The organism is Mycetocola lacteus (assembly GCF_003667575.1).
GTDB classification, from domain to species: Bacteria; Actinomycetota; Actinomycetes; order Actinomycetales; family Microbacteriaceae; genus Mycetocola; species Mycetocola lacteus.
This window is the reverse complement of record NZ_RCUY01000014.1, coordinates 78,530-91,106: the sequence shown is the minus strand read 5'-3', so window position 1 is coordinate 91,106 and position 12,577 is coordinate 78,530. Positions and strand designations below refer to the sequence as shown.

Here is a 12,577-nt window from a genome sequence, read left to right as displayed (position 1 = left end):
GCATTGACCCATGTCTCATCACTCCAGTGAAAATCCCCGTGTTGGCATCGTCATGGGAAGCGACTCCGACTGGAGCGTTATGGCCGCCGCCTCGGCACAGCTGAGCGAGTTCGGCATCGACCACGAGGTCGAGGTGGTCAGCGCGCACCGTACCCCGCACAAGCTGGTGACCTACGGCGAGCAGGCGCGCGAGCGCGGGCTCAGCGTGATCATCGCCGGTGCCGGCGGTGCCGCGCACCTGCCGGGCATGCTCGCCTCGGTCACCACGCTTCCGGTGGTGGGCGTGCCGGTTCCGCTGGCCACCCTGGACGGGATGGACTCGCTGCTGTCCATCGTGCAGATGCCCGGGGGGATCCCGGTGGCAACCGTCTCGATCGGCGGTGCCAAGAACGCGGCCATCCTGGCCGCCCGGATCCTCGCCACCTCGGACTCGGCGCTCGCCGAGACCCTCGCCACCTACCAGCGCGAGCTCGCCGAGCTGGTTGAGGAAAAGAACGCAGCGCTCAAAGCCCGCCTATGATCGAGCAGAGCGAATCGCCCATCCGGCACCCCAACACCGCGTCACCGCAGGTGATGACCCGGCGCGGGTGGTGGCTCGTGCTGCTGGGCTTTGTGCTGCCCGGTTCGGCGCAGGTTCTCGCCGGGAACCGCCGGCTGGGCCGGATCGGCCTGGTCTCGACCCTGATCATGTGGATCGCCGGGATCGCAGCCCTGGTGCTGTATCTGACAAATCCCGAACAGCTGTTTTCGTTTGCGACCAACTCATGGTTCCTGCTGATCGCCCAGATCGTCCTGGTCGCCTATGCGGTGCTGTGGTTTGTGTTGACCATCGATACGCTGCGCCTGGTGCGGATCATCAAGGCCTCCCCGCTGGGCCGGGTCCTGATCCTGGCGCTCGGCCTGGTGTTCCTGGTGGCCTCGACCGGTGCCGCCTCGGCGGGTGCCTATGTGGCCAATGTGACCAGCGGCACCCTGGGCAAGCTGTTTGGGACCAGTGCGCCGCCCGAGGACCCCACCGACGGCTACTACAACATCCTGCTGCTGGGTGGCGACGCAGGCCCCGACCGCTCGGGTATGCGCCCGGACAGCCTCTCGGTGGTCTCGATCAACGCCGACACCGGCCAGGCCACGATGATCGGCCTGCCTCGGGACATGCTGAACGTGCCGTTCAACGAGTCCTCGCCGATGTATAAGCGCTATCCCAATGGCTACAATAAGTGTGATGTGAGTGCGTGCAAGCTCAACTCGATCTACACCGAGGCCGAACTGCGTCACCCAGACTTCTATCCCGATGCCAAGGCCGAGGGATCCTCCCCGGGCATCGAGGCGACCAAGGACGCCGCTGAGGCCCTGACCGGCCTGCGCATTCCCTACTACGTCCTGGTCGACATGCAGGGCTTCGCCGACCTGATCGACGCCCTTGGTGGCGTGGAGATCACCGTGGACAAGCGTCTGCCGATCGGGGGAGACGAGAACCTCAAGGGTGTGGTCGAGTGGATCGAACCCGGCACCCAGCACATGGACGGCTACCACGCGCAGTGGTTTGCCCGCTCGCGCCACGGGACCAGCGACTTCGACCGGATGGAGCGTCAGCGTCAGCTCCAGGAGGCCGTGCTCAAGCAGTTCACCCCGGCCAACGTGTTCTCCAAGTTCCAGGGCATCGCCGAGGCGGGAACCCAGGTGGTCAAGACGGATATCCCGCAGGATCTGCTGGGCTACTTCGTGAACCTGGCCACCAAGACCCGCGCGCTCCCGGTGCAAAAGCTCGAGCTCACCCCGGCCAACGGGATCGATCAGGACCATCCGGACGTCCCGGAGATCAAGTCCAAGATCAACGACCTGCTGCACCCCAAAACCACGCCCACCAACTAGGGCGCGATACACAACCGGCCCCGTCCTTGGACGGGGCCGGTTGTGTATGGGCGGCGCTAGAGCTCGGCGTGCAGTGCCCAGACCCGCTCGGCCGAGTCTCGCCAGCCAAAGACCTGGTCACGGTCGGTGCCGGCAAAGCTCAGGCGTTCGCGGCGCTCATCGTCCTCGATCAGCTCGGTGATCGAGGCGGCCAGGCGCTCGGCAAAACCGTCGTCCCCGGCTTCCACGGCCTCGCCGGCCCCGCCGGAGATCTCCAGCAGCGCGGGATCGTCGGTGTGCAGCACCGGGGTTCCCAGCGAGAAAGCCTCGAGCAGGGGCAGTCCGGTGCTCTCGCGCACGCTCGGGTAGACAAACAGCGTAGCCCGCGCGTACACGGTGGCCAGGTCGGCGCTGCCCAAATCGCCCAAGGCGCGCACCCGACCCTCGGCCAGGCCCGCCTCATCGGCGGCCGCGGCGAGGGAGGAGGAGCCCCAGGCATCGGGTCCGATGACCAGCAGCGGCAGATCGGGAACACCGGGCCGCGCGAGGGCCTGCAGCAGCGGATCCAGACCGCGGCGCGGGTCGAGGCTGCCCAGGGTCAGCAGATAGCGCTCGGGGAGATCCAGGTTACTCGCGCGCCAGGAGGCATCCGAGGGCAGGGCCAGGGTGCTGGCCGGAGCCTCGGGGATGACCCGGACCCGATCACCAAAATCGGCGATCTCGGCCAGTTTTGCGGCCACCGCGTGGGTGGGGACCACGATCGCGTCGGCGTGCTTGCGGGCACGCTTGAGCATCTGCTTCTGCCAGGCCACCGAGGTGGGGGTGAGACTCTTGGGATCGGTCCAGGCGAGGGTGTTCCGCAGGGTCACCACGATCTGAGCGGACTCCCGATCGTGTCGTCGCAGCGGCGCCAGCAGACTCGGGGCATGGATCATTCCCTCACCCAGTTGGGTGGTGATTCCCAGCTGCCATGCGGTGGTGAGCTCGCGCCGGGGCAGGTTTGTGCGCTGGATCTCGGTGATACCGGGCAGCCGGGCCGCGAGCTCATCGATGCGCTCCTGAGGCTGAGCTGAAACCACTCCGTGCACGCTGCACCCCCGCGGGGCGGTGGCGATCAGAGCGCGGGTGAGTTCCTCGGCGTAGCGACCGGTTCCCCCGTGACCGGGGGTCAGGGCCGAATCGAGAATGACACGGAGTACTGCGGGCATCGTGGGTTCCCTCCTGCGGGTGAAAAGACCGGGTTACTGCGCTCGGCAATAAGGCGAGCAGGCAAAAACGGCCGCGCCCGAGGGCACGGCCGCATTCGCTAGGCGGTGGGTTCGGGCGCGTGGATCGCACCCGAGGCGATGGCCTCGTGCAGGGCCTCGCGCCAGTCGCGCATGATCGGCAGGCCGGCGGCGGTCCAGCCCGCGTGGCTGAGTACCGAGTACGCGGGCCGCGGAGCGGGCCGTACAAAGGAGGCGCTGTCGGTCTCCAGCACGCGGGCGGGATCGAGCCCGGCCTCGGTGAAGATCGCCTGGGTGAAGTCGTACCAGCTGCCCTGTCCGGCGTTGGTGCCGTGATACACGCCGGCGGGAGCATCGGATTCGGCCAGCAGACGCAGCTGGGTGGCCAGATCGCGAGTCCAGGTGGGCTGACCGACCTGGTCGGTGACCACGCTCACGGTGGGGTGGCTGCCGGCCAGGCGCAGCATGGTGGCGGCAAAGTTGTTGCCGTGCTCACCGTAGATCCAGGCGGTGCGCACGATGAACCCACCGGTCGGGTGCTCACCCAGCACAAACTCCTCACCGGCGGCCTTGGTGCGGCCGTAGGCGTTGAGCGGTGCGCGGGCGGTGTCCTCGGCATAGGGCTCGGTGGCGTTGCCGGCGAACACGTAGTCGGTGGAGATATGGATCAGCTTGGCCCCGTGGGCGGCAGCGGCGGCGGCCAGGTTGCGCGGTCCCAGCGCGTTGACCGCATAGGCGGCGTCCTCATCGGTTTCGGCCGCGTCCACCGCGGTGTAGGCGGCGCAGTTGATGACCACATCGTGGCCGGCAACCGCCGCGTGTACGGCGTCGGGATCGGTGATGTCCAGCCCGGCGCGATCCAGCGCGGTGACACTCTGGTCGGCCAAAACGGTTTGCAGGTCGCGGCCGAGCATTCCGGCCGCTCCCGTGATCAGGTAGCGCATGTATTCCTCACGTGTTGTTCCCCCGATTCTACGGGGTCCATACCGGGTACAGGTAGCGGTCAGGAATGGGTAATACCGTGATCACCCGCAGCCGTTCGCGGCCGCGTTCCCCTCCCCATTGCAGAAAGTCGATTCGCCGTGAAACTGAACCTGCTCGATATCAATATCGTCAGCGGGCCCGTGGTCAACACCATCTATGCGGTGGCCGCACTGATCCTGCTCTACCTGCTGATTCGCCCGTGGTCCCGTGCATGGCTTCGTACGGCGCTCCTGACAATCGTGATTAGTGGTGCCCTGGGGATTCTGACTCTCCTGGTTGTCGAACGCGGGCTCAAACTCATTGATGCGCCGCTGGGCGCGGAGGCACGCACCTGGATCGTACTCGCCTTCATCGGCTTTGGCGTAGCAATCGTGAATCTTTTCCGCAGCCGGTGGTGGCGCAAGGTCATTGCCGCGCTGGGCATCGTGTCCTTTGCGCTTGCGGCGACGGTCGGGGTGAACGCGGCATTTGGGATCAACCCGACCGTGGGAGCATTCCTCCACATCGTCGAAAATAAGCCGATTCATCTGGCGAAGCCGACGGCGCAGCAGCCCAAACCCACCGGTCCGCTGTATCAGTCGTGGAAGCCCCCGGCGGGCATGCCCGCACTGGGACGCACCGGAACTCAGGTGATTCCGGGAACACTGTCAGGGTTTAAAGCGAGACCCGCAGGAATCTACCTTCCCCCGGCCGCGCTTGCTCCGAACCCGCCGGCGTTGCCCCTCATGATCATGATGATGGGTCAGCCCGGCGACCCCAACCCGGCGTTCATGCAGCAGGCTCTGGACGCCTATGCGGTGGAAAATAACGGCCTCGCACCGATTGTGGTGGTGGCCGATCAGCTGGGAAATCCCAACGTCGATACCCTCTGCATCAACTCCAAGCAGTTTGGCAATGTGGAGACCTACATGACCCAGGACGTCCCAAACTGGGCTCTGGCCAACCTCAATGTGATCAAGGATCCCTCGACGTGGACCATCGCCGGGTACTCCAACGGCGGGGGATGCGCCATCTACTACGGGGCCACCCATCCCGAGCTGTTCCGCAACGTGATCGATATTTCGGGGGAGGACTACCCGGGAGCCTCCGAAGCTGCCACCTCGCTGAAGAACTTCTTCGGGGGGAACATGGCTGCCTATGACGCGATCAAGCCCCTCAAGATCATGGCGACCCGGCACTACACCGATTCGACGGCGATCTTCACCGGCGGGGCCAAGGACCCCGACTACTCGGCCGCGGCCGCGAAGGTTGCCGCGGGTGCACGCGCGGCCGGGATGAACACCACCCTGTTTTCGGTCCCCGGGGCGGGACACGGTGCCGATGCGCTGGTGGGAGGAATGAAGATGGCCGCCCGAGTGCTGTTCCCGGTCCTCGGTCTGGCACCCAAGTCCTAGCGTTGGGGCGCGGTGAATGCACGTTCAGCGTGCGCCCTGTCCCAGCGTTGGGCACTCGTGGAGCGAAGATTGCTAGACTGACGGCGTGGATATCCGTGAATTAAAGATCCCTGACAGCTATGAGATCACGCCGAAGCAGTTTGGTGATGACCGTGGCGTGTTCCTGGAAGCGTACCGTTTCGACCACCTGACCAAGGCCACCGGCCGTGCGGTGAACCTGGCACAGGCCAACACCTCGGTCTCCAAGCGCGGCACCGTGCGCGGCATTCACTTTGCCGATGTGCCGCCGAGTCAGGCGAAGTATGTCATGTGCCAGCGTGGTGCGGTCCTCGACTTTGTGATCGACATTCGGGTGGGCTCGCCCACGTTCGGTCAGTGGGATGCGGTTCGTCTGGACGATGTCGAGCGCAAGGCGATCTTTATTTCCGAGGGCCTCGGTCACTGCTTTGTGGCACTGACCGACGATGCCACCGTGACCTACCTGGTGAACGACGTGTTCCGTCCCGACCGGGAGCACGGAATCAACCCGCTTGACCCGGAGATCGCCCTGGAGTTCCCGGCCGAGGCCGGCGAACTGCTGCTTTCTCCGAAGGACACCGAGGCACCGAGCCTCGCCGAGGCTGCCGCCTCGGGTCTGCTGCCAACCTGGGACGCCGCGCGCGCCTACTACGAAACGCTGAAGGGCAACTAGTTTTATGAAGGGCATCATCCTCGCCGGCGGTTCCGGCACCCGACTGTGGCCGATCACCAAGGGCATCTCCAAGCAGCTCATGCCGATCTATGACAAGCCGATGGTGTATTACCCCCTCTCGACCCTGCTGATGGCGGGCATCAACGAGGTCCTGATCATCACCACCCCCGAGTACAACGAGCAGTTCAAGGCTCTGCTGGGTGACGGATCGGACCTGGGCATCCGCCTGGAGTACGCCGTTCAGCCCTCGCCGGATGGTCTGGCACAGGCCTTCATCATCGGTGAGGAGTTCATCGGTGATGACTCGGTAGCCCTGGTCCTCGGAGACAACATCTTCCACGGCACGGGCCTGGGTTCAGCGCTGCGCAACCACAACGAGATTGACGGTGCCGTCATCTTCGCCTACCCGGTTGCCGACCCGCGTAGCTACGGTGTGGTCGAGTTTGACGAGAACTTCACCGCGATTTCGATCGAGGAAAAGCCCGAGCAGCCCAAGAGCAAGTACGCCGTTCCCGGTCTGTACTTCTACGACAACTCGGTCATCGAGATTGCCAAGTCGATCGAGCCCAGTGCCCGCGGCGAGCTGGAGATTTCGACCGTGAACGAGCGCTACTTGGAGCAGGGCAACCTGCACGTTCAGGTTCTGGATCGCGGCACCGCCTGGCTGGACACCGGCACATTCGAGTCGATGATGCAGGCCTCCGAGTATGTGCGCGTGATCGAGGACCGTCAGGGCTTCAAGGTCGGCTGCATCGAGGAGATTGCCTGGCGCGCCGGATGGATCGATACCGATCAGCTCAAGGCGCTGGCTCAGCCGCTGATCAAGAGCGGTTACGGTAAGTACCTCGCTCACCTCGCCGACAGCGAGGGCTAGAGCCTCATCGAAAAACGGCACCGATCCAACCGGATCGGTGCCGTTTTTTGCCGTGATGCCTATTCGTGTGAGCGGCGGATGAGCTGGAAGCGCGCCCACAGGCCAACCCGCAGTACCAGGCGGAGGGGGGCGAGGTACCACGCGTGGTACTTCTTGCTCATAAAGCGGTAGGCACTCTCATGATGGATACGCAGCATCCGATCGGATTCGGTGCGGGTAGAGGTGCCGCCGGTGTGGGTGGCACTCACCGTGGGCAAGTAGGTGCTGGTCCAGCCGTCAAGACCCAGCCGGTAGCCCAGGTCTACATCCTCGAAGTACATGAAGAAGCCCTCGTCGAATCCGCCAAGCTTCTCGAATGCGCTGCGTCGCACCAGCAGGCAGGCCCCGGAGAGCCAGCCGGCGTCGCGCGGGGTGTCGCCATAGTCTGCGTCGGCCCGATAGTGGCGCGACCAGGGGTTGTCCGGCCAGAACCGGGCAAACAGTGCGTGGCCCACACCGTTACGCAGCGAGGGGACCGAGCGGGCCGAGGGATAGACAGTGCCGTCCTCATTGAGGATCCGCGGGGCCACGGCGCCGCAGTCGGGATGGGTATCCAGCCAGTCGACCAGGGCGGGGAGCGTATCCGCGTTCAGGCGCACGTCCGGATTTGAAATCAGGACGTACTCGACCCCACTGTCCAGCGTCGCGACACCGCGGTTCATCGCGCTTCCGTAGCCGGCATTGCTGGGCAGGCACACAAAGTTCACCCCGTGGGCGGCGGCGGTCTGACGGGTGGCTTCGGCCTGCGGGGAACGGTTTTCCACCACGATGATGTGGTCGCCGGGCAGGGTGGTCTGAGCCAGGGAATCGAGAAACTCGGAGACCTGGGCACACGAGTTATAGGTCACCGTTACTACGGCGGCGCGTTCCGGATTCAGGGAGGACATTGTTTCCAGTGTACCGATGCTTGCGGGTGCCTACGATGAGCGTGCGCTGTGAGGGTTCGTCCCGCTGGCGTTCTCAAAACTGTCGGCTTCTCGCGCAATGTTCAGCTTGGCCCTTGATAGACTGGGCGTTCGCCGGCATTTTTGCCGTTTAGCGTCGCCGCACAAATGACGCGGGTCGCGCACGAACGACGAGGGGAACTTCCTACACCGTGGCTAACATTTTCAACGCCGTTGGGCGATCTGCTCGGCTGATCGCTGATGAGGGAATCAAGACCTACCTGGGCCGCGTCTTTGCAAAGGCATCCGTGATGCTGATTCCGCAGAGCCCCGCCGGTCAGATGCTGGTTGACCTCGGCGATGCCGCGGAACTGGACTGGACCCTTCCGGCACCGCAGCTGGAAAACCCGATCGTGGTTGAGGAAGGCCCGATCAACATCGCCTGGATCATGTCTCCTCCCGGCCGTGAGTCCGGCGGACACCAGAACCTCTTCCGGTTCATCGACTTTGCCGAAAAGGCCGGTCACAAGTGCACCGTGTATCTCTACACCACCTCGGACTTTGGCCCGAACCTGCGCGATACCAAGGCGATGCTGGATCAGAGCGACGCGTACCCCAACGTTAAGGCCGAGATCAAGCTCTACGACCGCAAGGTTGGGGTCGACGCCGAGACCCAGGCGCTATTCGCCACCGGTTGGGAAACCGCCTACCCCGCGTACCTGGACAAGACCCACGCGCGCCGCTTCTACTTCGTGCAGGACTACGAACCCAGCTTCTACGAGCTCGGTTCGCAGGCAATCCTCGCCGAGAACACCTACCGTTTCGGCTTCCACGGCATCACCGCCGGAGGGTGGCTCTCGCACAAGCTGAGCACCGAGTATGGCATGACCTGTGACTCGTTCGACTTCGCGGTGAACAAGAAGAACTACTCGCTGACCAACACCGGTCGCCGCAACGAGGTGTTCTTCTACGCCCGCCCGGTGACCGCACGTCGTGCATTTGAGCTGGGCATCATGGCCCTGGCCGATTTCCACAAGCTCAACCCCGACGTGACCATCAACCTGGCCGGCTGGGACGTTTCCAACTGGGACATTCCGTTCCCGCACAAGAATCTCTCCAGCCTCAAGCTCTCCGAGCTCAACACGGTGTACAACCGTTGTGCTGCCGGTCTGGTGCTGTCGCTGACCAATATGTCGCTGCTGCCGCTTGAGCTGCTGAGCTCGGGTGTAGTCGCCGTCGTAAACGACGGTGCCAACAACCGCATGGTGTCCGACAACCCCTACATCGACTACTGTGAGCCGGTTCCCGGTGCGCTGGCTCGTCGACTGAGCGAGGCTGTCAACCGCGAGGACGCCCCCGAGTATGCGAAGACTATCTCCGCTTCGGTGGCGAACGCCAACTGGGAAGACTCGGGTGTGCAGTTCAATGAGGCGCTCGAAAAGGCCATGCGTGGCTAGGGCACTCGTTGTCGGGGCGAACGGGTTTATCGGTTCGCACCTGGTGGATGCGCTGTCGCGCGCGGGTCATGAGGTTACCGCTTTTGACCGATTCAGCTCGCAGGAGCCCACGTTTACCGAACCCGGTGTGCGGGTGTTCCGGGGCGAGTTTCTGAGCCGGTCGGACATGGAGGAGGCCACGGCCAACCAGGATCTGGTGTTCCACTTCCTCTCCACCACCACCCCGGCCACCGCTGAATCCGATCCCACCCTGGATATCCGCACCAACATCGCCCAGACCGTGGAACTCCTCGAGTCCTGCGTTCACGCGGGGGTAGAACACTTCTACTTTGCCTCAACGGGCGGCGCCATCTATGGCTCGCAGGGCAAGGAGCGCTACGGGGAGGCCGATCGTGCACTGCCGATTTCTCCCTATGGGATCGGCAAGCTGGCCATCGAGAACTATCTCAACTACTTCCAGACCAGGCATGGGCTGGGCTCTACGGCGCTGCGTATCTCGAACCCCTACGGTACCCGCCAGCACCCTAACCGACGGCAGGGTCTGATCCCGATCGCGCTGCGCAACATCGCGCGTGGAGACGAGGTCATTCAGCTGGGTGACGGTTCGATGGTGCGTGACTACGTGTTCGTGACCGATTTGGTCGATATGATTGTCGCCTTTATCGGCCGTGAAACCGAACACTCGCTGTACAACCTGGGCAGTGGCATTGGCTACAGCGTTTCAGAGATTCTGGCGGCCCTCGCCCGGGTGACCGGCGAGGACTTCACCATTTTGGAAAAGCCCAAACCGGCCACCTTTGTGGACCGGGTTGTGCTGGACACCTCGCGACTGCGCGCCGAGTTTGGTGAGCCCGCGCTCACCAGCCTGGATGCCGGTGTAGCGGCCACCTGGGCCGAGATTAAGGAACAAACCAATGGCTAAAGAACCTGGCGCGCCGCTGCTGACGGTAGCCGTGCTCACCTATAACGGCGAGGACTACCTGGAGCGCATCCTCACCCAGCTGCGCAATCAGGAACTGGACGGGGAGATGGAGGTTCTGGTCATCGACTCGGGCTCCACCGATTCGACCCTGGACATCATTGCCCGCTTCCCCGAGGTGGTGCTGCACCAGATCCCCAACCATGAGTTCGGACACGGTCGCACTCGTAACCTGGCGGCCCAGTTGGCGCACGGCGAGTTCATTGCCTACCTGACCCACGATGCGATCCCGCAGACCCCGATGTGGGCCGCCGAGCTGATCGCGCCGTTCGCGATCTCCGACAAGATCGTGGCGGTCATGGGGAAGCAGGTGCCGCGGGTGGGCTGCTTCCCGCTGCTGAAGTACGAGATCCAGGGCATGTTTGCCGGATTCGGACCGGACTTTGGTACCGGTGTGTTTTATAAGGACAAGTTTGTTCAGTCCGAGGGCGTGCTGGGTGCGATCTCGTTCTACTCCGACGTGAACTCCGCCGCCCGTCGCGCGTTCCTGACCGACGTGATTCCCTACCAGGACGTGCCCTATGCCGAGGACCAGCTCTTTGGTCGGGACCTGGTGGAGGCCGGCTGGATCAAGGCCTATGCGCCGCGCGGTGCCGTTGAGCACTCCAACGATCTGACCCTGGCCGAGTACCGCAAGCGGATCTTTGATGAGACCGTGGGCCTGCGCCGAATCGGCCACGATATTCCGGTGCTCACCGCCAAGGCTCAGGCCAAGCTGACCCTGCGCGGGATTGTGGGGGACACCCTGCGCATTCTGCGCGATCGGGAGTTCTCTTGGAAGCGCCGCCTGTTCTGGCTGGCCAATAACCCGCGCTATCAGGTGGCCAAGTGGAAGAGCTATCGTCGTTCCACGCTGGTGGACCTGAGCGATGAGGCTGCCCTGCGCAGTGGCTCGCTGGAACACTCGCGCAAGCGCTAACCGATCCGCACACACAACGCCCTCGTCATCCGATTGGATCACGAGGGCGTTGTGGTTATGCGCTGCGGGCCAGAATGCCCGTTAGGAGGCTCGGGGAGGCCGCTAGCGGATTAGACCGAGCTTCCGACTGATTCGGGTCGGCAGAGCCTCTTCCAGGCGTCGGATCTGTTCCGCCTGCTCGGCCACCACCGCTTCGAGCCGCTGGTGGCTGGCGTAGATATCACGCATCTCACCGAGGGTGGCCAGGCGGCGGGCCTCGACCGCGCCCAGGGCGAGGTCGTGATCGGCGATCACACGGTCGGCCTGTTCCAGGTACAGCGCGGTACGCTGAGCCTGCTCGGCGGCGTTGGGGGCTGCCTGGGTGGGGAAGCCCTCGCCCAGCAGGCCGGTGTAGCGATCATAGGCCGCGTTGATGCGTGCGGCATCCGCGGCAATCAGATCGGTGAAGTCCATCTCGCCGGATGCGGCGCGCTCCAGAGCCGACTGGAACTCGCCATTATTACGCACCAGCTGGCCCTCGAGTCCGCGGTCCCTGAAGTAGTACTCGGCCTTGCGCTGGTGGATCGACACAAACGGCACGTTCTGCGAGTAGGAGAAGATCGAGGCGTGCAGGGAGGAGACCACGGTATAGCGCATCTGTCCCAGCACCGAGTGCAACTCCAGCGGATCCAGCTTGGGCAGCACGATCGCATCACTCATATCGAAGAGCGAGCGCATGAAGGGTTCATCCCCGTTGTAGTGGGTGAACGGAATGAAGACCTTGCGGTAGGGAATTGCGTTGATCAGCGTGAGTAGATCATCGATCAGGCGCAGGGAGTGGGGCACCAGGTGGATGCCCACGACCGGTTCGCCCTCCTCCAGACCCGGAATCTGATAGTGCTCGGAACGCATCAGCGTGGTGGAGCAGGGGAGTACCTCCACCTGGTCGGCGTACGGGGCGAGCGTCTCGGCTTCGCGGCTCGAGCGTGCCGACACAAACGCATAGTCGCGCAGATAGTCCAGGTCATTGGCGCTGTCCCAGATTCCGGTGGCATTGAGGATATGCGGTCCATGGGGACGGAAACGATCGTAAAAGTCGTCGACGGTGGTCCGGATTAGCTCGCCGCCGCCCACGATCATCGGGGTGGTTGAGGAGGCCGAGGGGCCAAACGGATCGATAATGGTGTGCTCAACGCCGCGAGCGCTCAGCAACTGACCGGCCGCAATACCCATCGCGATATCGCCGGTGTTGCGACTCACCGAGTCGTAGAGCAGTCCGGCGCGAATCGTGTTGTTCATG

At 64.0% G+C, this 12,577-nt stretch carries 12 protein-coding genes; 8 read left to right on the top strand and 4 right to left on the bottom strand.

The window, feature by feature from the left end; translation table 11 throughout:
- Positions 1-10 precede the first annotated feature (10 nt).
- Positions 11-520, top strand: a complete 510-nt coding sequence (gene purE / locus D9V34_RS14875) for a 5-(carboxyamino)imidazole ribonucleotide mutase (protein WP_121689278.1) — start codon at positions 11-13, stop codon at positions 518-520.
- Positions 517-1,872 (top strand): LCP family protein, encoded by a 1,356-nt coding sequence (locus tag D9V34_RS14870; RefSeq protein WP_121689277.1) that lies wholly within the window; start codon positions 517-519, stop codon positions 1,870-1,872. Before purE ends, D9V34_RS14870 begins: the two co-directional genes overlap by 4 nt.
- Before the next feature lie 56 nt (positions 1,873-1,928).
- Here D9V34_RS14870 and D9V34_RS14865 read toward each other — a convergent pair whose 3' ends face one another.
- The gene (locus D9V34_RS14865; RefSeq protein WP_121689276.1) at positions 1,929-3,059 is read right to left on the bottom strand and encodes a glycosyltransferase family 4 protein; all 1,131 of its coding nucleotides are present in this window, start codon (positions 3,057-3,059) and stop codon (positions 1,929-1,931) included.
- A 98-nt stretch (positions 3,060-3,157) separates the two neighbouring features.
- The gene (gene rfbD, locus D9V34_RS14860; RefSeq protein ID WP_121689275.1) at positions 3,158-4,021 is read right to left on the bottom strand and encodes a dTDP-4-dehydrorhamnose reductase; all 864 of its coding nucleotides are present in this window, start codon (positions 4,019-4,021) and stop codon (positions 3,158-3,160) included.
- Between the two features lie 138 nt (positions 4,022-4,159).
- Here rfbD and D9V34_RS14855 point away from each other — a divergent pair, with 138 nt between their 5' ends.
- From D9V34_RS14855 to rfbA, 3 genes are all read left to right on the top strand, one after another.
- The gene (locus tag D9V34_RS14855; RefSeq protein ID WP_245992035.1) at positions 4,160-5,455 is read left to right on the top strand and encodes an alpha/beta hydrolase; all 1,296 of its coding nucleotides are present in this window, start codon (positions 4,160-4,162) and stop codon (positions 5,453-5,455) included.
- Between the two features lie 85 nt (positions 5,456-5,540).
- Complete coding sequence (locus tag D9V34_RS14850) at positions 5,541-6,146, top strand: dTDP-4-dehydrorhamnose 3,5-epimerase family protein (RefSeq protein WP_121689274.1); 606 nt, start codon at positions 5,541-5,543, stop codon at positions 6,144-6,146.
- Positions 6,147-6,150: 4 nt separating this feature from the next.
- Complete coding sequence (gene rfbA / locus D9V34_RS14845) at positions 6,151-7,020, top strand: glucose-1-phosphate thymidylyltransferase RfbA (RefSeq protein ID WP_121689273.1); 870 nt, start codon at positions 6,151-6,153, stop codon at positions 7,018-7,020.
- A gap of 59 nt (positions 7,021-7,079) precedes the next feature.
- Here rfbA and D9V34_RS14840 read toward each other — a convergent pair whose 3' ends face one another.
- Positions 7,080-7,946, bottom strand: a complete 867-nt coding sequence (locus D9V34_RS14840; protein ID WP_121689272.1) for a glycosyltransferase family 2 protein — start codon at positions 7,944-7,946, stop codon at positions 7,080-7,082.
- Between the two features lie 209 nt (positions 7,947-8,155).
- Here D9V34_RS14840 and D9V34_RS14835 point away from each other — a divergent pair, with 209 nt between their 5' ends.
- Genes D9V34_RS14835 through D9V34_RS14825 form a run of 3 tightly spaced genes read left to right on the top strand, consistent with a single transcriptional unit; the run spans position 8,156 to position 11,298 of the window.
- Positions 8,156-9,400, top strand: a complete 1,245-nt coding sequence (locus D9V34_RS14835; protein WP_121689271.1) for a rhamnosyltransferase WsaF family glycosyltransferase — start codon at positions 8,156-8,158, stop codon at positions 9,398-9,400.
- Positions 9,393-10,322 carry an NAD-dependent epimerase/dehydratase family protein gene (locus tag D9V34_RS14830; protein WP_121689270.1) on the top strand — a complete coding sequence of 310 codons (930 nt, stop codon included), beginning with the start codon at positions 9,393-9,395 and terminating at the stop codon, positions 10,320-10,322. The genes D9V34_RS14835 and D9V34_RS14830 overlap by 8 nt, the downstream gene beginning before the upstream one ends.
- Positions 10,315-11,298: a glycosyltransferase family 2 protein gene (locus tag D9V34_RS14825; RefSeq protein WP_121689269.1), complete on the top strand. Its 984-nt coding sequence runs from the start codon at positions 10,315-10,317 to the stop codon at positions 11,296-11,298. Before D9V34_RS14830 ends, D9V34_RS14825 begins: the two co-directional genes overlap by 8 nt.
- Before the next feature lie 102 nt (positions 11,299-11,400).
- Here the strand turns inward: D9V34_RS14825 and D9V34_RS14820 are convergent, their stop codons facing one another.
- On the bottom strand, positions 11,401-12,576 hold the full coding sequence (locus D9V34_RS14820; RefSeq protein WP_121689268.1) for a polysaccharide pyruvyl transferase family protein: 1,176 nt from the start codon (positions 12,574-12,576) through the stop codon (positions 11,401-11,403).
- Between the last annotated feature and the right edge of the window lies 1 nt (position 12,577).

Coding starts and splice junctions, on each gene's coding strand:
- D9V34_RS14825 (WP_121689269.1), top strand. CDS start 10,315: ATGGCTAAAGAACCTGGCGCGCCGCTGCTGACGGTAGCCGTGCTCACC.
- D9V34_RS14865 (WP_121689276.1), bottom strand. CDS start 3,059: ATGCCCGCAGTACTCCGTGTCATTCTCGATTCGGCCCTGACCCCCGGT.
- rfbA (WP_121689273.1), top strand. CDS start 6,151: ATGAAGGGCATCATCCTCGCCGGCGGTTCCGGCACCCGACTGTGGCCG.
- D9V34_RS14820 (WP_121689268.1), bottom strand. CDS start 12,576: ATGAACAACACGATTCGCGCCGGACTGCTCTACGACTCGGTGAGTCGC.
- rfbD (WP_121689275.1), bottom strand. CDS start 4,021: ATGCGCTACCTGATCACGGGAGCGGCCGGAATGCTCGGCCGCGACCTG.
- purE (WP_121689278.1), top strand. CDS start 11: ATGTCTCATCACTCCAGTGAAAATCCCCGTGTTGGCATCGTCATGGGA.
- D9V34_RS14840 (WP_121689272.1), bottom strand. CDS start 7,946: ATGTCCTCCCTGAATCCGGAACGCGCCGCCGTAGTAACGGTGACCTAT.
- D9V34_RS14870 (WP_121689277.1), top strand. CDS start 517: ATGATCGAGCAGAGCGAATCGCCCATCCGGCACCCCAACACCGCGTCA.